7 protein-coding genes, 1 tRNA gene and 41 pseudogenes are annotated in these 25934 nt (G+C 66.6%); 8 read left to right on the top strand and 41 right to left on the bottom strand.

Features of this window, described 5'->3' with window-relative positions; translation table 11 throughout:
- A pseudogene (locus UK94_RS19975) lies at nt 1-148 on the bottom strand (response regulator); the annotation flags it as partial.
- Nucleotides 149-372: 224 nt separating this feature from the next.
- Here UK94_RS19975 and UK94_RS19980 point away from each other — a divergent pair.
- A tRNA-Leu gene (locus UK94_RS19980) sits at nt 373-445 on the top strand.
- A gap of 885 nt (nt 446-1330) precedes the next feature.
- Here UK94_RS19980 and UK94_RS59010 read toward each other — a convergent pair.
- The 5 pseudogenes from UK94_RS59010 to UK94_RS59030 form a co-directional block, all read right to left on the bottom strand.
- Nucleotides 1331-1427, bottom strand: a pseudogene (locus tag UK94_RS59010) (hypothetical protein); the annotation flags it as partial.
- A 1-nt stretch (nt 1428) separates the two neighbouring features.
- A pseudogene (locus UK94_RS59015) lies at nt 1429-1493 on the bottom strand (hypothetical protein); the annotation flags it as partial.
- Nucleotides 1494-1549: 56 nt separating this feature from the next.
- Nucleotides 1550-2015: pseudogene (locus UK94_RS59020) on the bottom strand (recombinase family protein); the annotation flags it as partial.
- Between the two features lie 49 nt (nt 2016-2064).
- A pseudogene (locus UK94_RS59025) lies at nt 2065-2237 on the bottom strand (recombinase family protein); the annotation flags it as partial.
- Between the two features lies 1 nt (nt 2238).
- Nucleotides 2239-2393 (bottom strand): annotated as a pseudogene (locus tag UK94_RS59030) (hypothetical protein); the annotation flags it as partial.
- A 426-nt stretch (nt 2394-2819) separates the two neighbouring features.
- Between UK94_RS59030 and UK94_RS59035 the strand changes: the two are divergent.
- The 5 pseudogenes from UK94_RS59035 to UK94_RS59055 all read left to right on the top strand — a co-directional run.
- Nucleotides 2820-2952: pseudogene (locus UK94_RS59035) on the top strand (IS701 family transposase); the annotation flags it as partial.
- Between the two features lie 2702 nt (nt 2953-5654).
- A pseudogene (locus UK94_RS59040) lies at nt 5655-5758 on the top strand (antibiotic biosynthesis protein); the annotation flags it as partial.
- 1 nt (nt 5759) lies between these two features.
- A pseudogene (locus UK94_RS59045) lies at nt 5760-5922 on the top strand (antibiotic biosynthesis protein); the annotation flags it as partial.
- Between the two features lies 1 nt (nt 5923).
- Nucleotides 5924-5998: pseudogene (locus tag UK94_RS59050) on the top strand (antibiotic biosynthesis protein); the annotation flags it as partial.
- Between the two features lies 1 nt (nt 5999).
- Nucleotides 6000-6160 (top strand): annotated as a pseudogene (locus UK94_RS59055) (antibiotic biosynthesis protein); the annotation flags it as partial.
- Between the two features lie 728 nt (nt 6161-6888).
- On the opposite strand, the pseudogene UK94_RS59060 reads toward UK94_RS59055, so the two are convergent.
- The 3 pseudogenes from UK94_RS59060 to UK94_RS59070 form a co-directional block, all read right to left on the bottom strand.
- Nucleotides 6889-7179 (bottom strand): annotated as a pseudogene (locus UK94_RS59060) (integrase); the annotation flags it as partial.
- A 1-nt stretch (nt 7180) separates the two neighbouring features.
- A pseudogene (locus tag UK94_RS59065) lies at nt 7181-7431 on the bottom strand (integrase); the annotation flags it as partial.
- A gap of 1 nt (nt 7432) precedes the next feature.
- Nucleotides 7433-7571, bottom strand: a pseudogene (locus UK94_RS59070) (hypothetical protein); the annotation flags it as partial.
- 1985 nt (nt 7572-9556) lie between these two features.
- Between UK94_RS59070 and UK94_RS74425 the strand changes: the two are divergent.
- A partial coding sequence (locus UK94_RS74425) for a hypothetical protein (protein WP_268761522.1) occupies nt 9557-9607 on the top strand: 51 nt, incomplete at its 3' end.
- A 1-nt stretch (nt 9608) separates the two neighbouring features.
- Nucleotides 9609-10333: pseudogene (locus UK94_RS20015) on the top strand (SDR family oxidoreductase); the annotation flags it as partial.
- 146 nt (nt 10334-10479) lie between these two features.
- Here UK94_RS20015 and UK94_RS59075 read toward each other — a convergent pair.
- The 32 genes and pseudogenes from UK94_RS59075 to UK94_RS59200 all read right to left on the bottom strand — a co-directional run.
- A pseudogene (locus tag UK94_RS59075) lies at nt 10480-10980 on the bottom strand (FAD-binding protein); the annotation flags it as partial.
- Nucleotide 10981: 1 nt separating this feature from the next.
- Nucleotides 10982-11931, bottom strand: a pseudogene (locus UK94_RS59080) (NAD(P)/FAD-dependent oxidoreductase); the annotation flags it as partial.
- A 465-nt stretch (nt 11932-12396) separates the two neighbouring features.
- Nucleotides 12397-12538 (bottom strand): BBE domain-containing protein (locus UK94_RS59085; protein WP_235488873.1); only part of this gene is annotated, 142 nt, incomplete at its 5' end.
- Between the two features lies 1 nt (nt 12539).
- Nucleotides 12540-13011: pseudogene (locus UK94_RS76265) on the bottom strand (FAD-linked oxidase); the annotation flags it as partial.
- Nucleotides 13012-13393: 382 nt separating this feature from the next.
- Nucleotides 13394-13648: pseudogene (locus UK94_RS59090) on the bottom strand (FAD-linked oxidase); the annotation flags it as partial.
- 1 nt (nt 13649) lies between these two features.
- A pseudogene (locus UK94_RS59095) lies at nt 13650-13799 on the bottom strand (hypothetical protein); the annotation flags it as partial.
- Between the two features lies 1 nt (nt 13800).
- A pseudogene (locus tag UK94_RS76270) lies at nt 13801-13923 on the bottom strand (hypothetical protein); the annotation flags it as partial.
- A gap of 648 nt (nt 13924-14571) precedes the next feature.
- The gene (locus tag UK94_RS59100; protein WP_313949557.1) at nt 14572-14982 is read right to left on the bottom strand and encodes a cupin domain-containing protein; all 411 of its coding nucleotides are present in this window, start codon (nt 14980-14982) and stop codon (nt 14572-14574) included.
- A gap of 85 nt (nt 14983-15067) precedes the next feature.
- A pseudogene (locus UK94_RS59105) lies at nt 15068-15382 on the bottom strand (VOC family protein); the annotation flags it as partial.
- A 1-nt stretch (nt 15383) separates the two neighbouring features.
- Nucleotides 15384-15616, bottom strand: a pseudogene (locus UK94_RS59110) (VOC family protein); the annotation flags it as partial.
- 53 nt (nt 15617-15669) lie between these two features.
- Nucleotides 15670-15834 (bottom strand): annotated as a pseudogene (locus UK94_RS59115) (2-epi-5-epi-valiolone synthase); the annotation flags it as partial.
- 1 nt (nt 15835) lies between these two features.
- Nucleotides 15836-16053 (bottom strand): annotated as a pseudogene (locus tag UK94_RS76275) (2-epi-5-epi-valiolone synthase); the annotation flags it as partial.
- Between the two features lie 209 nt (nt 16054-16262).
- Nucleotides 16263-16528: pseudogene (locus UK94_RS59120) on the bottom strand (2-epi-5-epi-valiolone synthase); the annotation flags it as partial.
- 1 nt (nt 16529) lies between these two features.
- Nucleotides 16530-17115, bottom strand: a pseudogene (locus UK94_RS59125) (iron-containing alcohol dehydrogenase); the annotation flags it as partial.
- A gap of 325 nt (nt 17116-17440) precedes the next feature.
- A pseudogene (locus UK94_RS20045) lies at nt 17441-18593 on the bottom strand (DegT/DnrJ/EryC1/StrS family aminotransferase); the annotation flags it as partial.
- A 26-nt stretch (nt 18594-18619) separates the two neighbouring features.
- A partial coding sequence (locus UK94_RS74445; protein ID WP_268761524.1) for a hypothetical protein occupies nt 18620-18755 on the bottom strand: 136 nt, incomplete at its 5' end.
- Between the two features lies 1 nt (nt 18756).
- A pseudogene (locus UK94_RS59130) lies at nt 18757-19195 on the bottom strand (GMC oxidoreductase); the annotation flags it as partial.
- Between the two features lie 1702 nt (nt 19196-20897).
- Nucleotides 20898-21113: pseudogene (locus tag UK94_RS59140) on the bottom strand (cupin domain-containing protein); the annotation flags it as partial.
- A 552-nt stretch (nt 21114-21665) separates the two neighbouring features.
- Nucleotides 21666-21905: hypothetical protein (locus tag UK94_RS34760; RefSeq protein WP_235488832.1), on the bottom strand; the 240-nt coding region annotated here is incomplete at its 5' end.
- A 193-nt stretch (nt 21906-22098) separates the two neighbouring features.
- A pseudogene (locus tag UK94_RS76280) lies at nt 22099-22466 on the bottom strand (cupin domain-containing protein); the annotation flags it as partial.
- Entirely contained in the window at nt 22426-22686 is a 261-nt protein-coding gene (locus UK94_RS20080; protein WP_055751071.1) for a phosphopantetheine-binding protein, read from the bottom strand. The gene UK94_RS20080 and the pseudogene UK94_RS76280, both read right to left, overlap by 41 nt.
- A gap of 38 nt (nt 22687-22724) precedes the next feature.
- Nucleotides 22725-22935, bottom strand: a pseudogene (locus UK94_RS59150) (2,3-dihydroxybenzoate-AMP ligase); the annotation flags it as partial.
- A 1-nt stretch (nt 22936) separates the two neighbouring features.
- Nucleotides 22937-22981 (bottom strand): annotated as a pseudogene (locus tag UK94_RS74460) (hypothetical protein); the annotation flags it as partial.
- Between the two features lie 25 nt (nt 22982-23006).
- A pseudogene (locus tag UK94_RS59155) lies at nt 23007-23202 on the bottom strand (AMP-binding protein); the annotation flags it as partial.
- A 1-nt stretch (nt 23203) separates the two neighbouring features.
- A pseudogene (locus tag UK94_RS59160) lies at nt 23204-23500 on the bottom strand (AMP-binding protein); the annotation flags it as partial.
- A gap of 1 nt (nt 23501) precedes the next feature.
- Nucleotides 23502-23877: pseudogene (locus tag UK94_RS59165) on the bottom strand (AMP-binding protein); the annotation flags it as partial.
- A gap of 1 nt (nt 23878) precedes the next feature.
- Nucleotides 23879-24238 (bottom strand): annotated as a pseudogene (locus tag UK94_RS59170) (AMP-binding protein); the annotation flags it as partial.
- A 153-nt stretch (nt 24239-24391) separates the two neighbouring features.
- A pseudogene (locus tag UK94_RS59175) lies at nt 24392-24626 on the bottom strand (3-oxoacyl-[acyl-carrier-protein] synthase III C-terminal domain-containing protein); the annotation flags it as partial.
- Between the two features lies 1 nt (nt 24627).
- Nucleotides 24628-24923, bottom strand: a pseudogene (locus tag UK94_RS59180) (3-oxoacyl-ACP synthase); the annotation flags it as partial.
- 41 nt (nt 24924-24964) lie between these two features.
- A pseudogene (locus UK94_RS59190) lies at nt 24965-25016 on the bottom strand (hypothetical protein); the annotation flags it as partial.
- Nucleotides 25017-25356: 340 nt separating this feature from the next.
- A partial coding sequence (locus UK94_RS59195) for a chorismate-binding protein (RefSeq protein WP_235488877.1) occupies nt 25357-25516 on the bottom strand: 160 nt, incomplete at its 5' end.
- 1 nt (nt 25517) lies between these two features.
- Nucleotides 25518-25933, bottom strand: a pseudogene (locus UK94_RS59200) (chorismate-binding protein); the annotation flags it as partial.
- Nucleotide 25934 lies beyond the last annotated feature (1 nt).

Here is a 25934-nt window from a genome sequence, read left to right on the forward strand (position 1 = left end):
CGGCGAGGTTGACGGCCATCTCGCCGTCGCCGGCCTCCCCGACAACCTCGTAACCCTCCTCTTGCAGCATCTCCCTGAGGTCGAGCCGGATCAGCGCTTCGTCCTCGGCGATCAGAACCCGGCGCGGGTTCGAGGAGGGTTGGCTCATCGAGTCGTACTCCTGGTCTCGGAGGTGTGACCCTAGTGTGACAGGGCAGGGGAGTCAGATTGACATCCTGCCCGAGCAGAGGAGGGCGGGAGGTCGAAACGCACCCTACCCGGATAGAGTCGTGGACGAGACGTNCCGGACCGGATCGATCACGATCCCTTCGTCCAGCTCCGCCCGGTCGTCTCCGCAGCGGCCCCGCCCGCTCGACCACGCNCCACCCGCCGGCCCCGGTACTCCAACGGCAGAGAGACGGTGCTCAAACCACCGACAGTGTGGGTTCGAATCCCACCCGGGGTACGTACAGCTTCCACGCGCCGTGGATGCCCAGTGGCTGCCGGGTGCGGTCCGGGGGCGGCGGTCACTTCCGCCAGATGGGCAACCTTGTCGAGGTCTGCCACCGGAATCTTGATCATCATGTGCACATCCTGCCTTTCGTGATCGAGGTGGACGGTGAGCTGAGTTCGGCGACCGACCACTGGCCGGGTCCCCGGTCGGTCAGCGCGGTGCAGGTGCCGCGGGGGTGGTGGGCTCGGACGCCGAGCCGGCGGGTCAGGGTCAGGATTTGGCCGGGGCCGAACCGGTTGGTGCGTTTGGGTGGGCGAAGGCCGTCGGTGTTGAGCTGGTCGGCGATCTGCCGGCTCGACAGGCCGNGGTCGGCGAGCTCGGTGACGCGCCGGACCAGCTGCGGGTAGTAGGACAGCTGGTCGAGGCGGGCGACCGGGCGGACGGCCTGCCCGGTGGTGTGGTGGCCGCCGGCCCAGGTGATGGTGACGTCGACCCGTTCACTGTCGCCGACGACCGCCACGGTGATCGTGTCGATGACCGTACGCAGCAGTTCCTTGCGTTCGGTCGCGGTGGTGGTCGGGGCGCGCCAGACCGCCGGGAGATCATTGGCGAGGGTGCGGATCGCGTCGCGTTCCCGGGCGGTCAGGGTGAGCGGCTGGGTCTCGGTGAACCGCCGATACTCGACGTCCAGGTGGTCGACCTGCGCCAGCGTGGCCTCCCAGTCGGTTTCCAGCTGTCGGGTGACCAGCCGGTTCTCCGGCTCGGCCAGCTGATATTGGCGCCGGNCACGGTCGGCGGCGTACCGGGCGCGCTCCAGCCGCTGACGCCACAGCGTGTCCAGGGTGGCCCGTTCGGCTTCGGCCTGCCCGGCGGCCTGGACGGAGACCTCCAGCGCGNCCGGGGCGACCGCGTCCAACAGCTGGGTGGTCACGTACCGGTCCAGGGCGGGTCCGGCGATGTGCTGACACACCTCGCCGGTGCCGTAGTTGGCGTTNTCGTAGCCGCAGACGTAGCTGTGGGCGGGGCTGCCGCCGGTCGGCGTGTGGTAGCGGACCGTCATCCGATGGCCGCCGCACAACCCGCACCGCAGCAGGCCGGCCAGCAGCGCCGGTCCCNCCCGCGGGGCATCCGGAGACTCGGCGATCTGCCGGTTCGCAGCCATCCGGGCAAGGTTCGCCTCGTACCGTTCGGCCGTGATGTAGGCGGGCATCCGATCCGGGAGAGCCACCAGCCACTCGTCCATCGCGCGCACCACCCGTCCGGTACTCGGTCGGCCGGGCATCTTCCGCCGCGGATCGACCCGGCGCCGCCCGTAGGCGTAGTACCCGGCGTAGATCGGATTGTGCAGCATGATCTGCAGGGTTTCCCGCGACGGGCGACGCCACTGCAACTCGCCTTTCTCCAGTCCGCTGTGGGCCCGCACCGGAAGCCGCACCCCATGGTCGACGAAGTAGCGCAGCACGGCGTTGAGCGTCCCCAACCGGTCGAAGGTGTCGAAGGCCAGCCGTACCACCGTCCGGGCCTGGGAGTCCGGGTCGACCACGACCTCGCCCGACGAGCGGCGCACGTAGCCGATCGGCACNGGGATCGCCAGCTCCCCCCGTTCGGCCTTCGCCAGCCGCCCGGAAGCNATCCGCTGCCTGATCAGGTAAAGCTCCGCCTCGCCCATCGTCCCTTTCAACCCCAACAGCAGCCTGTCGTTGTAGAAACCAGGGTCATAGACCCCGTCGGCATCCGCGAGCAGGGCACCCGACAACGAACACAGTTCCAGCAGCTGATGCCAGTCCCGGCCGGTCCGGGCCAGNCGGGACATCTCGATGCCCAGCACGATCCCGACCCGTCCCATCGTCACCTCGGTGACGAGCTTGGCGAAACCGGGCCGACAGTCCGCGATCGCCGCCGAACGCCCCAGATCGTCATCGATCACCACGACCTTCGAGCGTGCCCAGCCCAACGCCACCGCCGCTCCACCAGGGCGTACTGCAACCGCGTCGACTCCCCGTGGTCGAGGACCTGCTGCTTCGAGGACTGCCGCACGTACACAACCGCCGCGAGATCACAATGTTCGGGTCGGATCTTCCCCTCGGATTGTCCCCACGGCCGGCACGTCGTNACGTTCACCACGACCGCCCCCGCCCGCTGCCACCGCAGCTCGGGCTGCCAGCACACCCAGCAGACGTACCGTCGCCATCCGCCGATCGACCGGGATCCTCATCCACNCCCGGGACTGGGGGGCTCGACTCCGTCACCGGACATCCAGNCCCNCNCCCCGCCTCATCCGCCGGGGACCGCAGCCGCTCGACCAGATCGACCAACCGCAGCAACGCCTCCCCATCGATTATCGCCCCATCCTGCGAGGAGGTACCCGCTTCAGGGGCGTCATGGGTGGCGCACTGAACACGACTACCGCGAACTGAAAGACGGCCTCGGCCTCGACCACTTCGAAGGCCGCACCTTCACCGGCTGGCACCACCACGTCACCCTCGTCTCCCTCGCCCAGGCGATCTGCACCCAGCTCCNCCGCGACCCAAAAGCCCCTGCGCCGGCCTGACCCTCTACGGAGTCCTCCACACCCTCCAGGCCCTGCTCGCCATCTGGACCGGCGCCTGACCCACCTGCCAACGATCCTTCAACCACGCACCCAACGTCACCCCGCAACTATCAGGAGCCACCTAACGAAGTCCTACTAGAGGAGCGCCGGGTCCGGAAGTCTTCTGTCGCCTCCCTGACACCAGTGCAACCCTCAGTGACGCGTTACCGCGGACATCAACGGATACGGAGGATGAATCCCAACACAACGAGCTACCAGTCGATCATGGAACCTCACCATGCGATGCGATTTACCTGCGGAGATATAAAGTGGCAACACAAAGGAGGTGCGGCGGGATGCCACTTCCGAACACGCACGGTGATTGCACAAAGTTGCATACTCAAGAAATCTGACCCGAGCCCATCGCCACAACNACCACTCTCTGTAATCTTGCGATTTGACAATCTCTGCCCCTCTCGATTCCTGCCGGTTGACAGACACTTGCACCGCCTCGTAGAGTTTATTCATGTTTCGCCCGATGCTGTTTGCGCCGAAGCACCATCTCAAAACGAGCGGCCCTTTCCCTGGAGGGTCGACACCCCTCGATCAGCAGCCATCGTGAGACGCCACCAACCCNGTATCAAGGAAAAATCTTCCCGGTTTCCGTGTCGGCCGTAGCGGGATTTCACGAGATCCCGACGATACTCTCGCCCATATTTCGCCGAGAGCAGGAGACGACCGCGGCGGGATCATTCGAGTCAACATACCGTAATCATGCCGATCGACGGACCTTGATCGACAGTCAATGTTGATCGATCAAGACGGAAACCAAATTACTGCGAGTGACCACATGACAGGGAATGGCGACGTACTAGCGATGTCGACAGCCTGGAGAATTGTCGCCGTCCTGAATAAGAAGGTTGAGTTCGGCCCGCTTCTGAACGTACTTGGGCACCTGATGACAGGGCTGGCGGGCGGCATTCCTGACAGGACCGGCCTCGACCTGCAACAATATTTCGACGGAGATGGCGATATCCATCCCGACATCAGCTGTCATCCGGTTATCGTGCTGCGGGCCGACCGCTCGAACCAACTGCGGGCCCTACGCGCGCGGCTACGCGACGTCAATATTCGGGTAGTCGATTTCGTCCATACCATGACCGAGGGCGGCACAGCNACGCAGCTCGCCCGTACGCAGGAAACTCCGGCCGCGGAGCTGGAGTATCTGGGCATCGCCTTCATGGGCGATCGCGCCACTCTGGACTCGTTTACCAGGACGCGAGGCACGGACCGACGAAATGATCAGGGACGTGCTGGAACGGCTCCTGCCGCGGCGGAGCAGTGTGCAGGTCGCGCTCGACTATCTCGCGGGGCTGGCGGATCCGCCGCCCGATCGGCCGTGACCACAACAACCTGACCTTCTACCTGGCCTGGGCGCCGTCCGACCGGCCCGCGACCAGGACCTGCGTCATCACCATCACCATCGCCGACGCCGGAATCAGGCCGTCGCACGCTGGCACCACTACAGCGCCCGGCTCGCTCTCGTCGCCGCCCCGGACTGACCGCCCGACGACCGGAAGTAGGTAATGCAGTGTGACTCTCATTCACCCGCGCCACATCACGCTACGCGGTAGTGGCATCCCGAAGCGGAAAACCGAGACTGCAACAGGACGTCCGCCGTTATCCGCCGTGAGGAGTTCGACCTCGACGGCAACCGCCTCACCAAAGGATGCACCTTCATCATCACCAGCCCACGCGGGAACCGCACCGCTCCGGCCGCCATCCACATCTATATTCGCCTGCACCGACGAATCGAAAACCGCGTGCACTGCGTCCGCGACACCGCCTGGCAGGAGGATGCNTATCACGCCCATCGAGGAAATGGCCCACGAAACCTCGCTGTCTCCGCAACCTAGCCCTCAGCCTCCTTCGCCTCCATGGCGCCACAAAGATCAAGGAGACCCTGGAATACATTGCCGGGGACGGTAACCGGGCATTCCAGCTTCTCGCTACCAAGAGTAGCCGATTCCTATGCTGAGCAACCTTCATACATCCCTGCGACAGNGCTGTCCGGGTGCCGCCGTGCCGCGTAGTAATTCACCAGTCAAATAGCCGCAGATGTATCGCATCCTGGATGAAGATGATACTCTTGGGACATCTGCACGACCGGACTGCCGCAGGCCGTGGTCAGGTTGTCCTTTGCGCTCAGGCCTGCGACTGGTTCGGTTGGTCGAGAGGCAAGGGAAAGGGGTTGTCGGCCGGTACGGATGATGCGCTCCCGGAGATAATGGCCGGTGGTCCGGTCGGATTCGCCGGAGTGAACTCGACCTTTATCGATGTGCGTGTTGCGGTAGCTGTCGCGAACTGCCATGCGGACCGGGGACATCGATATGCCGCGAAAGTCTGGTCCCGCGAATCACTTCTTGGCTGCTCCGCGCTCCGCGCACAACCTGAACCTTCGTGGCAGCATGCCCGGGCAGTGGACCTCCCTCGGTATAGAGACTGTAGCTCTCGATACTAGAAATGAGATTCCAATNCAGCGATTCGCCAATGATGACACGCAGCGCGGAGGTGNGCGCTCCGGCGCGAACTATCGGAGGAGCGGTCTGTCGAATCGCGCAGATGGGGCCCAGATCCTCACCACGCGAGTCGGTCTGCGGATACCAGGCGCGCTCACCTTCGAACGATGGNAGGATACCGGTTCCCAGATCTCCCGTCTAGTCGATTCCTCGGCTTGGTGTCTTGGCGACTGGCTGGTCTACGGCCAGAAAGAGTTTTCGGACCGCTACCTGCGGNCCATCGAGGTCTGCGGCCTCGATTACCAGACCCTTCGTAACTATGCCTGGGTTGCGCGGAAGTTCGATCTTGACCGCCGCCGTGAGACGCTGAGCTTTCAGCATCACGTCGAGGTGAGCTCCCTGCCGCCACACGAGCAGGACAGATGGCTCGATTTGGCCGANGAGTTCAACTGGTCGCGCAACGAGCTTCGTCGAAACATCCGTGCCCACCGCCAGCCCGACGAGAAGGGGGCGGCANGCCCGAGCGGCTCCCTGCCCAAACTCACGGTTCCCGCCGAACGCCTTCTTCAGTGGCGCAGAGCGGCCGATCTCAGCGGAGAGAAGTTCGAGCAGTGGGTACTCCGGGCACTCGATGAGGCGGCCACGGCCAGTCTTCACGAATCGGGCCCGGCCTCCTGACCTCTCCGGTGCGCTCGGCGGGTATCCACCGGCCCTGTTCAAGGCGGTTCAGGGGTCGAGTGCGGCGCCTGGCCAATGGCCATGCTTTAGCTGATCGTCGTGCGGGTAGGGTTGTGATGTGNCGCATGACGCGAGTGAGGGGCTGTCGCCGGAGGGCTGGTTGCCGGACCGAGTGACGGTGGGGGCGTTGACGGGGGTGTTCCCGCCGGAGCTGGTGGATGGGGTGCTTGATCGGCCCNGCGTTTTCCGGACACATTCTATCAGTCGGTTTTAGGCCGCATCATTGCGGTTCAGGAATTCGTTGTGGACTTCTTGCGGTGTTCTGTAGCCGAGTCCAGAGTGGAGTCGGCGGGTGTTGTAGTGAACTCGATGTACCGGGTGATGTCTCGGCGTGCGTGTTCGCGGGNGGGGNAGGAGGNGCGGTGGACCCGCTCGTTCTTCAGGGCGGCGAAGAACGACTCCGCCAATGCGTTATCGTAGCATATTCCGGTTCGTCCGACCGAGTGTCGGAGGCCGAGTGTGACAAGGGTCCTCGCGAACTCCTCCGAGGTGTAGTTACTCCCTCGATCGGTGTGGAAGATCGCGCCTGGGGCGAGCGGGATGGTGCNGACCGCATTGATGATCGCTGCGGAAATCAGCGGGGTTCTGTAGTGGTCATCCATGGCATAACCGATGATCGCTTTGGTGTGGCAGTCGATGACGGTGGCGATTCTGCGGAATCTGGCTTGTCAGGTGTGTCCTGGTTTGGCGTTTCGGACGTCGACGATGGGGAGGAGGTTCGCCGCTGGGCGGGCCGCGAGTTCGCGTGGTGTGGCGCCGGCTGGGGTCGGGACGTCGGCGAGGCGGTCGAGTAGCGCGTCGAGGGCGGTCTGGCCGTCGTCGACGGCGGCGCGTTCGTCGTCGGTGAGGGGGATCGTGGCGAGCATGCGTTGCAGGTTTTCCTTGGCTTCGAGGAGCTGGGCCTTGCTGGAGCCCTTCGGGGTGTAGAAGTCGCAGCGGGCGCAGGCCATCCGGTGAGGNCACTGCTCGAAGAACGTGTAGGTGCACCAGCCGTGGCCGAGGTCGTAGTGCTGCCAGGGCTCGCCTGACGCGGCGGTGCCGGCGGTGACGGCGTCGCGGTCGAGGAGGACCTCGATGGTCCGGACGTTGCGGGCGAAGTAGCCGGCCTCGGTGTATGCCTTGGTGAGAGCGTTCGGGGTGATCTTCGCGTAGTGCTGGGTGGTGTTCGGGGTGCGGTGCCCGAGCCAGGCCTGCAGCTCGAACAGGGTCATNGGCTCCTTGGCGTTGTAGAGCTGGCTGGCGATCGTCGACCGGGCGCGGTGGCTGGTGATGTTGCCTCGGATGTCGGCGGTGGGGACGCCGGCCTTGCGGCAGAGTGCCGGGATGATCGTGCGGTTGATGTAGTACTTGGNGACGGGGTGGGCGCGGACGCTGAAGAGCAGGTCGACGTACTCGTTGGTCTTGCGATCCAGGCGTTGGGGCTGGGCCGNCCGGAGGGCCTGCCGGGCCTCGATGGCGTGGCCGACGATCGGGTCGACCGGTTTGGTGAACGCGGTGCCGGTCTTGTGGACGGGCACGTCGAGCAGGCAGACGGCGTCCTGGGCGAGGACGTCGCGGGAGTCGCCGGGCACCGGAGAGCCGTTGTGCTGCCAGCGGATGCAGCCGAGGCGCAGCCGGGAGATCTCGTCGCTGCGCAGGCCGCTGAACAGCCAGGTCAACGTGACAGCGCGGATCAGTTCCAGGGGTAGTAGCTGCCGGCGGAGGTGCCGGGCAGGTCGGTGGCCGCCAGGTTCAGGCCGGCCCAGAGCAGCTTGGCCCACACGTCGTCGGCGATCACGCGGGGGTCGGTGCCGATCAGCGCCGCGACGCTGCGCGGGACGGCGAGCGCGCGGGCGGGGTCGAACCGGCGGGGGATCCACTCCCATTCCTGGCAGTCCCGGAAGAACGTGCGGGTGGCCATCAGGATGTGGGCCTTGGTGCGCGGGGCGATCGGTGTCCCGGCGCGGCCGACGAGGGCGTCACGGCGTTGGACGTAGTCGCCGACGGCCATCCGGTCGACGGCGGCGACCCAGGCAGCGCAGGTGACCCGGGTCCACTGGCCGGGTTCGGTGATGCCCGGGTGGTCGGCGGCCAGCCACCGTCCGGCCTTGGCCATCAGGGTGCGGATGACGGCGCGGACCTTCGGGGTCAGCGTCGAGGTGGNGTGCCAGCGTTCGACCGACGCGGTCCAGGCCGGGTCGGCGCCCTCAATGACCGGGGCATGGTTGCGGCCTGGGCGCACGGGTGCCTGGCAGTGGCCGAGATCGGCGACCACGCGCTNCAGCGCATAGAGCGCCGAGTGGTGGTGGGCGCCGGTGGCCGGGTGGGCGTGCAGCCGGTCGAACGCCTCGGTGGTCAGGTCCGCCAGCGCGGGGCTGCGGTTGAGCAGGAGCGCCTGGCCAGGCACGCCCGGGCAGCCGGTGACGGTGCTCGTCGCGGACCTGGCTGCGGTAGCCCCACCGGTCCAGGACCAGGCTCCCTACCTGGCCCGGCTGAACCCGGCCCGTAAGACCGACGGCCCGGCGCTGACCGTCCGGGTGATCGAGTACACCGTGCACACCACCGGCCCCGGTGGCACGGCCAGCTCGGAGCTGTTCTGCCTGGTCACCGACCTCCTCGACATCGAGAAGTGGCCGGCGTTGGACCTGGCCTGCGCCTACCNCGACCGGTGGGGCGTGGAGACCGTGATCGGCCACCACAAGACCGACCTCGGCGAGGGCCAGGCGGTCCTGCGTAGCCGCGACCCTGAGGGCGTCGCCCAGGAGATGTGGGCCCTTTTCGCCGTCTACCAGGCGTTGCACCGGCTCATGGGCACCTCCGCCGACGCCACCGGCCTACCCCCCTCAACGATCAGTTTCCGGCACACCCTGACCGCCGCGACCGACTCGATCGGCGCGGCCTTTCCCCCCTGACCAGGCACTCCTCAGCTTCCTACTCCAACTCGTCGAACCAGCCTTCACCCTCCGCGACCGGCCCCCACGCACCACACCCCGCACAAGCAAAAGNCCCGGCGCCTACCCCNCCCGCCAACCCGGCGACCCAGGCACCAGCCCAGTCGAACACCGCCTCGAGCTCCACTGCCTCCACCCCAGACGGTCACCCTGAACACAAATCTCCAAGCAATCCCTTAAAGCATGTCCATTGGGCGGGCGCCTCGCGCGGCGAACGCGTCCGCACGGCGACGGCCGCCCTCGACCACGTTGCAGATCACCCATCCCACGCATCGCCTCATCAGTGAATTGACAAAAACCGGCCGATACGCGTGGCGATGCTCTGCCTGCTCTCGGGTGAGTGGCGCCGTCGCTAGTATGTGAATGCATGTCCGGAGTTGCCGCCGCAGAGTGGAGGACCTGTCAGATGACAAACAAGGAAACACGCGTCGCCGTGGTGACCGGCGCAGGCCGCGGANTCGGCCTTGCAATCGTGCAGGCCCTGGTCAGGGAGGGCTATGCCGTCGTCGCGGCGAGCCGCACGATCACCGGCGCGCTGAAGGAGTTGGCGCCAGACGCCCTCGAAATGGACCTTGGTACTCCCGAGGCGCCGGAACAGCTGGTTCGTCACGCTCTGGACCGACACGGCAGAATTGATCTGCTTGTCAACAACGTCGCGGGTACCTCGACGCCTCCGGGCGGTTTCCTGCAACTCGACGACGACGCGTGGCAGCACACGTTCACCATGACGCTCATGCCGACGGTCCGGACCACACGCGCGGCGCTCCCGAGCCTGCTGGAGCACCGCGGCGCGGTGGTGAACATCAGCTCGGTCAACGCCAGGCTGCCGCAGCCGCGGCTCGTGGCACAGTCAGCGCTCAAGGCGGCGGTGTCGAACCTGGGCAAGGCGCTGGCGGAGGAGTTCGGCGGCCGCGGGCTGCGGGTGAACACGATCTCTCCCGGTCCGGTGCTGACGGACCTGTGGACGGCGCCGGGCGGCCCGGGCGACATGTTCGCCCGCCGGGCCGGCGTCCCGCTTGAGGACTACATCGACCAGATCCCGTCGTCCATCGGTGTATCGACAGGCCAGTTCACCCGCCCGGAGGAGATCGCCGACCTGGTGGTCTTTCTGGCCTCAGGACGGGTCGCCAACATGAGCGGCACGGAACTTGTGATCGACGGTGGCATGCTGAAGTCCGTCTGACACAGAACCGTCCGACCATGGAACCGCCGGCTCCGAGAGAACTCCCACCCGGGGCCGGCGGCCTTTTGCGTCGATATCCCTCTCGCCGCTTCCTACTGGAGGTTGGCGAGCCCCAGCCGGGGCCTCGTCACCACGTACAACCCCTNCCCGCCCTGCGGAACAGGCCCCAGCACCCGTTGCATGGCGGTGTCGAAGAACCGGGCTCGGGCCGCCGCCAGCTCGCGTTCCCCCGGCGCGAGGGAATCAATGTCCTGGGAGCCGTCCAGCGCCTTTTTCCACTCTGATTCGGTCAGCTCGGAGTGGTTGAGTGCCGATGGGTTCCAGTGCCAGCCGTCCCACTGAGCCATCGCCATACCTGTGGCCTCGACGGCGGTGTCGAGTGTCGCCTGGGCGTCGCGCAGATCCTCGATCCCGGACACGACGTCCACGAACGCCTGCTTGATCTCGTCCGGGTTGGCGTCGCGGAGAGTGAGGCGTTGCGCCTCCCAGAAGTACGAGTCCTTCCCCTGGTTCTGCTGGTACAGGTTCGACACGACCACGAGCAGGCGAAGGTACGCCTGGCGGTACGACCGGTCATACAGGTCCCGTGCCGCCTCCTCACCGAATTCGCCACGTAGGACGCTTGCCAGGCTCGCCGCCGCGAGCAGNGCGCTGTACATGGCGAGGTGCACGCCCGTGGACAACAGCGGGTCCAGAAAGCAGGCAGCATCACCGACGAGAAAATATCCCGGCCCGGAGAATCGCTCAGAGGTATAGGAGTAGTCCTGCTCGGCGCGCAGGGAGGACACCAGCTCGGCGGAGGGTAGCAGATTCTCGATCACGGGGCTCTCCCGGATCGCCGCGTGATAGATCGACTCAAGGCTCTCGCCGTTCTGGCGCCTGGAGTTGAAGACGTCCCGGTGCGTCACCAGGCCGACGCTGAGCTGCCCGTCACCGAGAGGAATTCCCCACAGCCAGCCGTCGGGTACATAGCAGATCGCAATCGCGCCCTCCGGCCCGGCGGGGAGCGGCGTCGCATTTTTCCAGTAACCCCAGACCGCGATGTTCCGGAACACCTCGTGGTAACGGCGGGTGCGGAGATGGCGTGTCGTCATGAGGCCGGAGCGACCCGAGGCGTCAATGACGTGATCGAAGGTGATCTCGGCGTTGGTGATTCCCGCGCCGGGCTGGGACCAGACCGCTGACCGCGGCCGATCACCGTCGAACGTGAGGCGCTGTACCTCCGCTCCCTCGAAAGCAGTCACTCCGAGCTCCCTGGCGTGCTCCAGCAGCACCTGGTCGAAGTCCGAACGCAGGACCTGATACGAGGAGGCACGGTCGTCCGTCGGATCCCCGAACGTGACGTCCCATTTCTCTCCCGCCCAGTCGAAATACGCTCCACGCTTGCGCTGGTAGCCTCGGCTCTCCACCTTCTCCCGGACGCCGAGCAGCTCCAGGATGGGCTGGCAGGAGGGTAGCAGGGACTCGCCGATGTGGTAGCGCGGGAACGTCTCCTTCTCCATCAGGGTGACGGAAATCCCTTCGCGGGCGAGGAGGCCGGCGGTGGTGGCGCCCCCTGGACCTCCACCGATCACAAGAACCTGCGTGGAATTCTCCATGTTGCTCCCTTCGACAGCCTGTCCGAGAGGAACTGGGGTGATCTGCGCTGGGCGACAGAGCGCTGCCGGCAGGGCGGAGATCGCCCGGGAACCTCATCACGACGCATATCGCGATTTCGGTTTGTTCAGGCTATGAGTCCCGATCGCATTTCTCAACCTGCGGNTGTGCGAGACCGTGCAGGCGGCGCGGCCGGAACGGGGCGCTCCGGGTGTGACGACGGCACCAGGACGCGACGGGGCGGCGCTACCGACTCCGGGAGCACAGCTCGACAGAACGGGATGGGCGGTGACGGGAACGAGCACAGGGCCTCTGTGGGGGAGCCGTGTCCCGCCGGCGAGACACGAACCGGTACCGGCGCTCTCCACCCGGCCCGGGCCGAACGAGCAGGCCGGGCCGGCTGGGAGCGAAGGCCGCGAGGCGGCCGGCGCCCCGATCGGTGCAACCGGGGCGCGACGGTGGCGCCGTTATCCGGGAAGCTCGATCGACTGGGAGTGACGGAAGACGTTCTTCGGATCCCACCGCGCCTTGACCTGCTGCAGCTTGGGATAGTTTTCCTTGTAGTACAGGTCGTGCCAGGGGACCTTTGAGGAGTTGTAGGCCGGATCGNACAGGTCGGTGTCCGCGTAGTTGATGTAGCACCCGTCGGTCCGGTCATTGGGAACGGGCACGCCACCGGTCGCGGCGTAGACGTCGGAGTAGAAACCACGAACCCAGGCAAGGTTCTTGGCGTCGTCGGCGGGGTCCGACCAGAAGCTCTGGTACAGCGCCTGCATCACGGAGCTACGATGCGGAAAAGCGGTTGCCGATGGCTGTGTCGCGTTGATGTTCCCGCCGAACGGCAGGAGCAGCAGCATCGAGTTCGGGTTGGTGCTGTCGCTCGTGAGGTACTTGTAGATGGTTGCAGTCTCGGCAGCGGTGAACGATTTCCGCAGGTAGGCCGACTTGTGGTCGGCGCGAAGTGTGGGATTGGTCAGCACCGGGGAGTTGGTCGCGAGATAGCGAACAGACTGCAGCCAGGGCAGGTGCTGGGCCTTGACGATCTCCGGCATGGGGCCGAGCTCGCCGGTCGGCCTGATCATCGGTCCCGTCTCGGCGGCAACCCCGTTCCGAATCTCGTTGATGAAATCGGTCAGCACCTTCTCCGGGCTCGGTATGCTCCCCTCCACCAGGGTGAAGATACTCACGCTTCCGTTGGATTTGTGGTTCAGGGCGAGCGAGCTGANGACCGCGACGCCGGGCGAGTCCGGGGCGCTGTTCCGCTCGTGCCATCCGCCGAAGTTCTGCAGGAGCCTGCTCAGCTTGTTCTGGTCGAGGTCGGACCAGGAGAAGGAGAGACCGTTCATGAGCATCGTGGCCGGCGGCTTCGGCAGCAGGGAGCCTGGATCGTCGGATTTTGCCGCGGGCGAGCGCATCCAGTAGCGGGTGACGATACCGTAGTTCCCGCCGCCNCAGCCGGTGTGNGCCCACCACAGGTCACGATTGGGGTCGTTGTCCTCCCTGGTGGCGACGACGCTTCGCGCCGTACCCGACTTGTCGACCACCACGATCTCGATGGCGTACAGGTGGTCGACGACTATGCCGAACCGGCGAGAAAGCGGGCCGTCGCCGCCACCACAGATGTGCCCGCCAGCGCCCACGGAGTAACAGCGCCCACCCGGTATGGTGACACCCCAGCCTCGGTACAGTGCCTCATACACGTTGAGAAGCCTGGCTCCGNCCTCCACGGCGAAAGCCTTCATTGCACTGTCGTAGTAGACCGCGTTCATCGCGGACATGTCGATCACTACCCGTACCGCGGAGTTGGCGACGAAGTCCTCGTAGCAGTGGCCGCCGCTTCGTACCGAGAGCTGCAGCCCGTTCCGGACGGNGGTCTGGACGGCGTCCACCACCTGTTGGGTCGAGCCGACCAGCTGGATGTAGTCGGGAGAGCCGACCCAACGCTGGTTGTCTCCGGTGATGAGAGCGCCGTAGCGTTGATCATCGGACTTGATCGTGACCGGTCCGAATCCGTGGCTCGTCGAGGTCGGTGCCGCGGGGGCCGTGCTGGCGNCCCGCNCCGTCCCGGCATCGACGAGCGACAGCGCACCAGATCCCATGGCAAGCCCCGCGGAGTTGCGCAGGAACGCGCGTCGATCCCGTATTTCGCCGGCGGACTTCTCGTTCATTATGGTGGCAGCTCCATTGTTGGCGAAGAAAGCTCGTGAGGGCATGAGAGCTGCCAGGGTCTCGCTGCCCGGCGCTCCGCCACGTTCGCGGACGTCAGACGCACCGCAAGGCTTTGTGAGACTCGCGACCACAGCCCCATGCGACTCCAGCCAATCGCAGTCTCAGGCGGTTCGGCAAGAAGCGGGTGAACGCTGCGCGCCGCCGCGCGAGTGGGGCAGCACGGACGAGCTCGCCGCCATCAGCGCCCGTGTGCCCGGTTGCCGAGAATGCGTTCGGTCAGATCAGGGCGCACTGAAGGAGACCGGCCCCCGGGGTCATCGACCTACCCCGAACCCGGGCTACCCAGAACCCGGGAGATGATGATCGAAAGTTGTGTTGGATCTCGTTGACACCCGGCTTTCCGGGTGNATGTTCGCCCGATGGGCGGCGCCGGCCCGGGCCGTTCAGGGCCGGGCGGGCCAGCTTGGACCCAGCTACCCCTCGTCCTCCTCCAGCGACGGCTGCCACCCGTAGCGAGTGGCGATCTCTACTGCCCGGGGATAGTCCTCGGGTCCCCAGCGCGGAATGGGCCTGCCGGGCTCGGCCGGCTCGCCGGCCTCCACGAAGAAGTTTTCGAAGCCGCCGGGCGTGTAGAGGAAAACCATACGAACGGCGTGCACACCGTTATTCCGGAACGAATGACCGACTCCGCGTGGCACATGGATGAAGTCGCCCGTGCCCACCTGCCGGCTCTGCCCGCCGCTGCGGAACTCCAGACTGCCGGAGAGGATGTAGAACGCCTCGTCCTCAAGGGTGTGGATGTGCGGCGGCGGCCCGCTCCCGGGCGGGATCGAAGCTTCCAGAAAGGACAGCGAACCGCCGGTGCTATCCCGGCTCGCCTTGATGGTGTAGGCGTCGCCGTCGAACCAGGTTGTCGNCCCCTTTCCGGCGGGTACATGGTTGATCCGCAGTTTCTGTTCCGACGCCTGGTCATCCATTGTGCGCCACCGGTCCCTCGTTGTTCCATGGCTGATCCGGGCGGTAGAGGCGGGCCCGTACCTGCTGTTCGTAGGGGATTCCCACGGGCAGGTTGATCAGTTCCATCTGCATTCCCCACGGCGTGAGAAAGTACACCCAGCGGTCGCCCGCGATGGGACCGTCGGTGATGGTTTCCGGCTCACCGAGTACGTGCACTCCAGGCCAGGAGCGCAGGTAGGCAGCGGCGAGGTCCACGTCCTCCACGTGTATCGCCAGATGATGTCCGCCCCAGTCACTGTTGCGGGGAATCTGCCTGCGCTGGTCCGGNGCGGCGTACTCGAAGAGCTCCAGGTTCGTCACGGCGCCGAGACGCAGCATGGCGACATGCGCACGGGCGTCCGCAGCCACGCCGAGCTTGCGGGTCATCCAGTCACCCGTGGGGTCCTCCACCGGTCCCTGGACGTAGAGAAGCTCCGCGCCCAGGGCCTCGGTGAAGAATCGGACCGCCTGGTCGAGATCGGGGACGGTGTAGGCGACATGGTGAACCGCGTTCGCGCCCGGNATGCCACGGGGCCGACCGGATGGTGCGGCGGCGCTCCGCCGCGGGCTGATGTTCACGCGACGCCTCCCCCGGCCGATGCCTCGTCCGGCCAGATGGTGGAATTGAGCAGGCCGTGGAACTCGAGCAGTAGCCAGTTCAGATCGTCAGCGCCGTGATTTCGCACGTGGTGCACTGCCGAGGGCCCGGCGACCACCAGATGGCCCGGACGGAGCGGATGNGACTCCTCGCCGAGGAGCAACTCGCCCTCGCCGGCGAGGATGAAGTAGAGCTTCGGCGCAAAGCCCGGCGCCTTCTCCACGCAGGCGGCGCCGGGAGGCAGCGACGACCACCGGATGCTCTCCCAGACGACGCTCGACGCGTCGCAGGCGATCACATGGTCGCGGTGCGCTGCTTCGGCGCCGTCAGGCACGTCGCCGAGTTCGCCGATGTCATACACGTCGGTGACGATGGGGTGGCCGTGCCCGCCTACGTCCGACAGCCGCGGGGCCGCGCGGGTGGGCAGGTCGAGGTCGCGGAGAACCTCGGCCGCTCGTGTGACCTCCTCGTGGGTCAGNTCACTGACGAAGCGGGCGTCGCCGATCCCGACCGGTAGCGGGATGCGCTGCAGCCCGTCGCGGTGCCGGGTGGTCTCGCGCAGCGCGTGTNCCAGCAGGTCCGTCCCGCACAGCGGATGCCAGACCGGCAGGCGGAGACGTTTCATCAGGTTGAACACCCGCGCGCGATCCGGCGCGGAGATCAGACCACGTCGTTCGGCGACAATCGTGGTGAGCGCCATGTCGACGCTGACGGCCTCGCCGTGCAGCAGCGCCGGCAGGGCGCGCATCTCCAGTGTGGGGCTGAAGGAATGCCCGTAGTCGACCCGGCGCTCGAGGTTCCTCTCCCACAGGTTCGGCTGAAGCTCCCTCAGCATGNCGTCGACAGCCCGTCTGATCACCTCGCGGCCGACGGCGTCGCCGACAGCCGTCCGTCCCGTGAGACGCTCGGCCAGCAACGTCTCGGCATGCTCCTCGAGAAGGTCGAACAGATGCGCGTCCAGGACAAGGGAGATCTTGAGGATCTCCGCCAGCCCGTTGCTCACGTAACGATCGCCAAGGGTTGCCAGGAAACCGCGGTCCAGCAGAGCGACGGACGGCGCGAAGTAGCTGCCCAGCCGATTTTTGTGGCCGTTGAAGTTCACGCCCGTCTTGATCCCAACGCCGGCATCGACGAGTCCGAGCAGTGACGTGGGGACGCGGATGTAGGGAGTGCTGCGGCGGTAGAGGCTGCTGGCGAGGCCGACGACGTCCAGGATGATTCCGCCACCGATGCCGATGATCGGCTCGTTCCGCCGGGAGATGCCGAAGGAGTCCAGCCCCTGCACCAATGTGAGGACGGACTGCATGTTCTTGGCCTCTTCGGAGGCGGGCAGGACACACAGTTCGTAGTCGCAGTCGTTGCTGTCAAGATATCGATGAATATCACGCCCGTAGAGCGCGTGGATGTTGGCATCCACGACCACGAAGCGGCGGACGCGGTGTACGGACCCCGGGGATCCCGCTTCGATCAGTGCCCTGTTCTCCGGATCGAGAACACCGTCGGTGATGCGTACGTCGTAGCTCANGGTCAGTTCGTTCCGAACCGTCCAGCGGGGGAACGGATCGGCTGGCCNGGGCCCGTCCGGCTGTCGTCCCGTAGACCCAGGGAGCGCCGGAAACCGGCTGTCCGGGGACCCGGTCATGTCCTCCTCTTATCCGCGACCGGCTTCTCAGTCACTTCGTTGACGGCCGTATGCAGGGCATCGGCGACGGAGGCGATGTCGTCGGCTGACGAGAAGGGATCTATGNCGAATCCGGAGCCGAGGTAGGAGTCGACCACTCCGACCGACAGGGCGACCGAACGGGCCAGGATATCGTCCGTACGCGGCAGCATGTGGGCACGGTAGCGGTGGGCCGTGGGATGTGCGGCGCACCCGAACGGGCATTCCGTTTTCGTCGGCATCCGCCGACCGAGCAACTGGGGCATGTTCCCGTAGTAGTGCCGCCCCGAGTTGATCAGGGTGGTGGAGCCGATCCGGGAACTCACGGCCTCGGCCACTGTGATCGACTCGAATCGGAGCACCAGGAGGGAGCAGCAGTCGCCGGCAGGGTCGTTGAGCCGCCGGCGGGCCACACCCGGTATCTCGCCGATCGCGTCGGTAAGTCGCTCCTTCTGTCGCCGGAGCGTGGCGAGGATGGTGTCGATCTTGCGGAGTTGGGCCAGGGCGACCGCTCCGCTCAGCTCGTGCATCCGCAGGTTCATTCCGAACAGCGAGTCAGCGTCGACCACGCCCTGGCGAAGAGGACGGAACCCGTGGTCGTGGAAGGCGAAGGCCCGCTCGTACACCTCGTCGTCCGCGCAGGTCAGCAGACCGCCGTCGCCGCCTGTGATGACCTTGAAGGGGTTGAGCGAGAAGGCGCCCGCCGCGCCGATCGTGCCGAGGCTGCGCCCCCGGTAGGAGCCGCCGCAGGCCTGGGCCACGTCCTCGACCAGGGCCAACCCGTGGGCGTCGGTGATTGCCCGCAGCTCGTCCATGGCGCAGGGCGCGCCCAGCATGTGCACGGCGATCACAGCCTTCGTCCTCGGAGTGATCCGACGGGCCACGTCCTCGGGGTCGAGGGTGAGGGACTCGTCGATCTCGGCGAGAACGGGAACGGCCCCGCGGTGGACGACGGCGGCGATGGTGGCGACGAAGGTGTAACCGGGCACGATCACCTCGTCGCCCGGGCCAACACCGAGGGCGGCAAGCGATGCGAGGATCGCGGACGTTCCACTGTTGACGGCGATGCAGTGGCGGGCACCGAAGCGGTGTTCAATCTCGCGTTCGAGCGTGAACACCATCGACTCGTCGCCCGGATCCGCGACGTCGGAACGGTACCGGCTGAGGCGGCGACTGGTTAGCACGCGCTGCACCAACGCGGCCTCCTCCTCGCCGAGGAAAAACTGCCCTGGACCCGACATGTGCTCTCCTTTCTCCGCGCCCGGGGTTATCCGGTCGACAGGAGTCGATGACCGTTGTCGATGCTCCGATGGGTGTGGGAGAGAATGCCCCGGGCCGCCCGCAGCGCCATGGCCACGCTGGTCAGCGTCGGATTGCTTGCGCTGCCGGTCGGGATCAGGCCGNTGCCGCCGAGATACAGGTTGTCAATGCCCCAGACCCTCGCGTCGGGGTCGACCACGCTCGTGTCCGCGTCTGTTCCCATCCGAACGGTCCCCGTGACGTGCAGCGGCGGTGCGGGCACCACGAAGCGGGGCGGAGAAGCCGGCAGATGACCCCCGAGAGCGCGGGTCGCCCGGCGGAGATCGACCATCATCGACCACTGGCGCGCCAGATCATTGCTGCTGAGAGAGAACTCGAACTCCGGCTGCGGCATCCCGAAGATGTCCCGGGTGGTATCCGAGAAGAGCAGCCGGTTCTCGGGCCGTGGATCGACGAGCCCGAACCACCGTAGATCGACGACCGAACTGCTGTCGATCCCCCGGTGCGGTTCCACGTCGTCGTAGGGCAGGTCTCGATGGATCTGGCAGTGCCAGGGACGTCCCTCGGAGACGGGGATCCACACATTGGGGTCGGGGTCCTGCTCCGGAGCCGTTCCCGGATCACTCGGGAGTACTGTCTGGGCGAAGGCGACTGGCTGCTCGGTCAANTAACGCCCGAGCGCGTCAGGGCGGACACCGGAGGCGTACAGCAGCTGCGGCGTGANCACGGCGCCACAGGCGATGATGTACGTTTCTGCCTCGACCCGGATGTTCCGCCAGCGCGTGTGGTCCTCGATCTCGGCGTACTCGATCCGCGTGNCGCCNGCAGCCGGCTGGAGGCGGCGGCACAGATGCTGCTCACGTAGTGAGAACTCGCCCCGTTCATGGGAGCCGTCGGCGAGCGGGCCCAGAATCGTGTCGGCTCCGCTCCACCGCACCAGCCGGGGATTGTCGGTGCGGCGCTGCGCCGCCAGGGGGAGATGCTGGACCCCGTAGGGTTCGGGCAGGTCGCTGTACTCCCTGCTGAGTGCGTCGAGCACAGTCTGGTGGCCAACTGAATCCGCCGACAGATCAGTGCGCGTGCCCAGCAGCATTTCCGCCTGTCCGTAGAACTCCTCCCAGTCGGCAGCCGGGATGCAACCGGCACGTTCCACGGTCGGGTGGTGCCGCGGAGTCACCCCGGTCCAGTGCGTGGCCATCCCGCCGACCGCGTAGGTCACGAGGGCGGAGTCGATCCTGGCCGGGAGGTCTCCCGGCTGGTCGATGCGATCCGGTGGGGAGGGCGACAGTCGCTGCAGATGGCCGCTGACCAGGTTGCCGTATCGCTCGACGTCCCGCTGGTAGAGGAAGGTGTTCCGCAGATGCTCTCCCGGCCGGCCGGACAGCTGCGGTCCGGCGTCGACCATGAGCACGCTCTGACCGCCCTCGACGAGGATCCGGGCGAACGTACAGCCCACCGGTCCGGATCCCACGATCAGTGCATCGACCCTGAGGCGGTCGTCGCGCTGTTGTGCCATCGGACGTCTCCTTTCCTCTCGTCGGTCGGGACTGGTTCACGAGACGGGGGCGCGAGGCGGCAGGCTTCGGCTTATCGAGGCGGGCATCATCGCGAGAAGCAGCAGCTCCAGCGGAGTATCAAAAGGCGCGCGCCAGTGGCCGCGGGCCGTCTGCGGACAGATGAGCAGGTCGCCCGTGTGCACCGGCCGGGCACCTGATCCAGCGTCAAGGTACGTCCCCTCACCGNCAAGCACGAACCAGACCTCCTCGATCTCATCCCGACCGCGACCATCGAGGGAGGCACCCGGTGCGAGCCGGGCGTAGTCGAACGACTCGCACTCGCTGTACAGCATTCCTCGCCGACCAAGGCAACGCCAGGCGGTCTCGCCGATACCGTCGTCCACGGACAGGGTGAGGCCGCCGGAAATGCTGGACACGATCATCTTTTCCTGCCCGGTGTCAACTCGACGGCAAGACTGACGACAAAGAACTCCAGGCCCTCGCGGCCGGCCTCCACCCTGATGCTGCCGTGGAAGGGCACGCTCACCGAGACGCCCTGCCGCAGGCGAACGGAAGTCGAGGCGTTTGCCGCTACTCCAGCGCCGCTCAACGTGTACAGAACATGTTCCTCGGCGTCGGCCAGGAGTGATTCGCTCGCGCCCGGATCCAGCCGGACCAGTCTGGCCCGGCGCAGCGGGCCGGAAAGCACTTCCGTAGGGTCGATCTCGCCGGCCTCGCGCATCCTGATCACAGCCGCTCCAGCGCCGGGTGGTCCGGGTCGTGCGGTGNCCAGCACCGGACCCGGCACTTCCGTTACAAGCCAGACGAGCTCGTCCGAACCCGCATTGCGCAGACCATGCCGGGTTCCGAGCGCGGTCAACACCACGTCACCCGCGGTGACGAACCGATCTCGGCCGTCGATCGTCATCACGCCCGCGCCAGAGACGATGTAGTCGAGTTGCTCGGTGCGGCTGTGCAGATGTTCTCCGCTGGCTCCCCCGGGGGNCAGCCAGGCCCATTCCACCGCCTCCCAGGGACCGAACATGTTGTTGCGGCGGGCCAGACACTTCCACTGCGCGCGCTTTTCGCCGCCGTGCATTCCGTAGACGAACGAGGGGNCGTCCACGGTGGTTGTCACGACCCGGTCAACCATGAGGGCCTCCAGTACGCGGGGTTCGAGGACTGCGCANGGGCAGTTGTCGGGAGACGGCGGCAGGCAGGACCGCGAGGCCCAGAAGCTCGAGCGAACTCTCGGTGTCGCTGCGCAGCCAGCCGCCCGGGCCGCCGGCCCACAGGACGAGATCGCCCGGACGCACCGGTATCCAGCGGTCAGCGTCATCACGGAAATGACCATGACCATCGAGCACGAACCACGCCTCCTCGACGCCGCTGCGGCCGCGGNCGTCACGGACGGCGCCGAGTCCCAGCCGCATGTAGTCGATGGCCTCGCATTCGCAGTGCAGCATTCCGCGGCGGGCAAGACAGCGCCAGCCGATGTCGCCCGCGGTCGTGCTGAGACCGAGCACGGTCGAAACAATCACGTCGACCTCCGGTGTCTCAGGGCACGCTGAGGCTGGCGATGAACAGCTCCAGCCCCTCCGCGCCCGCCTCGGCGGTGACACTGCTGCCGAGCGGCAGAGTCAGGGCCACGCCACGCTTCAACGGCACGGTCGTGGAGCCGGTCACGGCACTTCCGCTTCCGTCGACCGTGAACAGGGTGTGCTCCTCGGTGTCCGCGACCAACGTCGTGCGTTCACCCGGCGCAAGCCGGGGCAGACGGATCCGGCCCAGCGGCCCNCTGAGGAATTCACCCGCGTCGATCTCACGCACCTCGCGAAGATTGATCACAATGGAGTTTGCCACCGTTCACCCCTCAGATCGGTACTACTGCCGGAAACCAGACAGGGCCGCGGTCGCCGCCGGCCCCAGCACCTCGATGACGAGCCAGCCCAGTTCGTGTCGGCCCGTGTTCCGCAGGCCATGGACCGTNCCGAGACCGGTGAGAACAAGGTCGCCGGCACCGACGGGATGATTTTTCCCGTCGATGGTCATCACACCAGTGCCAAACACGATGAAGTACAGCTCCTCGGTGCGGCTGTGAAGATGCTCGCCGCTGACCCCGGCGGGGGGTAGCCACGCAAACTCCACCGCCTCCCAGGGCCCGAAGAGACTGCTTCTGCGGACAAGACACTTCCACCGCGAAAGCCCGGTGGCACCGTGGACACCATGGACGTATGACGGTTCGTCGAGGTCCGCAACGACTGCTGCCTCGGTCAATTCCTTTTCCCTCCTTCGGACGCTCGCGGAAGGATGGTGACTAGCGCGCCCGCAGGCTGTCGAGATACGCAAGCCAATCACTGAGAGTGGGCGCGGAGGCCAGTTCCTCGAAGGCCACGGGAAAGCCCGCGCGACGCCAGCGACCTACCATGCGCATGATCTCGATCGAGGTCAGCCCGAGCAGGATGAGATTGCCATCAGGCGGGACGTCCTCGGGCGGGCTCCCGATCAACTTCGCGATCATCTCTCGTAGCTCCGGCTCGCCCGGCAGGTCCGTGGTTGCCTTGGAATTGGTCGCCATGTTCGCCCTCCTCGTGGGCTGTCGATGGCCGGTCCCGNCTGGTCATAGACGCCAACGCCTTCTTGTCGATCTTTCCCAGCGGTGTGACGGGGAGTTCGTCGACGAACTCGACCTGGTCGGGAAACTTGTACTCGGCCAGTCCGCGCTGCTGAAGACCCTGGTTGAGCTCGTGCCGTGACGGGCGCGTGCCGGCCGTGACGAGAAAGGCGCCGATTCGTTCGCCAAGCAGCTCGTCGGGAAGGCCGACGANGGCAGCACGCAGTATCCCCGGAAGGGTGAGCAGGTGTTCCTCCAGCTCCGCCGCCGAGGTCTTGTTGCCNCCGCGGATCACGACGTCCTTGATCCTTCCTTCGATGACCAGATCGCCGTTCGCGGTCAGGCGGGCAAGGTCACCGGTGCGGTAGAAGCCGTCGGCCGTGAATGCACGGGTGTTGTGCTCGGCGGCGCGGTAGTAGCCCCGCAGGGTGTACGGCCCGCGGACAAGGAGTTCACCCACCTCTCCGCCGGGCAGATCCCNCTCGTCCTCGCCGACGATCCGAATCTCGTCCTCCTCGGACAGCGGCGTGCCAGTCGTACCAAGGACCGTCTCCGGAGGATCGCCCTGCCTGGTGAGGGTAAGCAGACCCTCGGCCATGCCGAAGACCTGCTGCAGCTCGCAGCCGAAGGCGGGGCCGATCCGTTCGACAAGAGATCGCGCAGGCCGCGCGCCGCCGAGCTGCACTAGGCGCAGGCTCGACAGGTCACGGGTGTTCCACTCCGTCGCCTCCAGCCACAGCTGGGCGAGGGTGGGGACCAGAGAGGTCACGGTGACCCGNCATCGCTCGATCGTGGCGAAGCAGTCGTCGGTGGTGGGATCGTCTGCCAGCACGACGGTGCCCCCGGACAGCAACGTTCCGATGACGCCGGGACAACCCCAGGTGAAGTTGAACTCCAGCGGCAGCACCGCCAGGTAGACGTCCGCCGCGGTGAAGCCGATAAGGTCCGCCGTCGCGCGGCACTGGTAGGCGTAGTCGTCGTGCGTGCGCGGGATGATCTTCGGGATGGCCGTCGTTCCGCCGGAAAGCAGGAAGAACGCAACATCCGATGCGTCCTGCTCCGGAAGCCTCCCGGCTTCGCCGTCCACAGTGGACAGATCGATGAGGTCGTCACCCGCGTCGCCGAGGGCGAACAGCAACCTCAGGCCGTGTGTACNCGCCCGAATCTCCCGGGCCAGCGCTGGGTGATCAAATCCTCGGTGGCGCCCGGGAAACACGTAGGCGGCGGCGCCGGTGATGTCGCACAGGTACGCGATCTCCCGCGACCGGTGCGCCGTCAGCGCGAACACGGGCTTGGCCCCGAGCCGAAACAACGCGAAGCAGGTGGCCACGAACTCCGGCACGTTGGGGAGTTGCACCACGACCCGCTCGCCGGCGCGCAGGCCGTGGCCCGCGAAACCGGCGGCCAGCCGGTCGACCCAACGGTCGAGCTGGGCATAGGAGATTCGGCGCCCGCCGTGCACCAGGGCGGGAGCCGGCCCGTGCCGCTCCGCCGCGGTGCGCAGCAGCCCGCCCAGCGNCTCCCCACGCCATAGGCCCCGTGACCGGTAGCGCTCGGCCGCCTCATCCGGCCACGGAATGCATCCGGCCAGCACGTCAGCCCTCCACGATCGGTTCACAGGGCGTGAGGATCTCCACCACCGCGCAGCCGGCACACGCACCGGCGCCCNCGCTGACCAACAGCACACGGTCGCCAGGGACCACCTGGCCGGTCGTCCACAGGTGTTCCAGGCCGAGGAGGACCTCCGTGACGCTGGCGTGTCCGACCTGGCGGATGTACTCCCAGACCCCGCGATCGAGATCGACGCCGAGCGGTTCGAGGAACAACGTCTCGAGCCCGTCCCGGTTGAACCCGGGATGCGCGACTCTGGTGATCTCGTCGAGAGTGAGACCTGCCTCCTTCAGNGTGAGCTCGGTGACCGCGGCCACCGCGTCGCCGAAATGACCGATTGGCGGTGCGATTCCCTGTGCCCACTGCTGACGCATGAAATCGCGGCGGCTCTCGAAGTCGAGTGGCCGCCCAGTGGTTATGCCGGGCGGGAACAACGGCTCGTCCCCTCGATCCAGAGCCTCCATCCGCGACTCGGACATCGACCTGATGGCGAGAAGCCTGGCGAAGCCGTCGATCCGGGACAGCACGACGGACGATGCGGAATCGGCCAGCACGAAGGCCGATGACGACCGCCAGCGGTCGACGAGCGGNGTGGAGAAGTTGTCCGCCGCCGTGACCAGCGCGGCGGGGNGGGAGGAGTTCGCGACCAGTCGGTTCGCACCAGCCTCGATCGCGGCCAGCATGCCCAGGCAGGCNTGCCGGATCTCCACGGCCGGCACCGGGCGGTCCAGGGTCTTCCGCAGGATGTAGTGCGACGGTGACCATCCTTCCGGACCCTGATGGTGGGTGTAGCTGTGCAGGAGGATCCCGAAGTCGTCCCGTCGAGTCCCGAGCGGCGGACTGCGGTACGGGCGGCAGCAACGGCCATGTCGGGGGCAGGCACCGACCCGCCGACCGCAACCGAGACGATGCCCGACCTTCGCCGGGTGGCCTCCTCGTACCAGCCCTGTGCCACCGCGTGATCGGTACTGACCCGCTCCGGCACGATGCTGCCGATTCCGGCGAGGTAAAGGCCCTCGGTCCTCATGCATCGACCTCTTCCCTGATCTCGTTGGCAACCAGGAAGCGCGCCACGCTGTCGAGCTTCTCGCAGGTCTCCTCGAATTCCCTGGCTGGCTGTGACTGACCGACTATCCCGGCACCCGCACGCAGCCAGGTGCGACCGTTCTCGCGGAAGACCGTGNGCAGGACCAGTGCGGCGTCCAGCGCGCCGGAACTGTCGACGGTCAGGACTGCGCCGCCGTAGAGGCCGCGACGGTCCCCCTCGTGGCGTCGAATCGCGGCGAAGGCCGCTTCCTTTGGTACTCCCGACACGGTGACCGCGGGAAAGACAGCCGTGAAGGCGTCCCAGGCGTCCGCCCCGGCCGCCAGCTTTCCGGTCACCTGGGAGGCGAGATGCTGGACGCTACCCCTTTCCTCGACCGACATGAGGTCGCGAACTCCCACCGAGTTCGGTTCGCAGACCGTGAGCAATTCGTCATGGCCGATCTTGACGGAGATGGCGTGCTCATAGATCTCCTTCGCGGACGACAGGAGTTCCAGGCGCCGGCGGGTGTTCTCCGCGGCGCTCTCCGTGAATGCCCTCGTGCCGGCAAGCGGGN

Source organism: Frankia sp. AvcI1 (assembly GCF_001420875.1).
Taxonomy (GTDB): Bacteria; Actinomycetota; Actinomycetes; order Frankiales; family Frankiaceae; genus Frankia; species Frankia alni.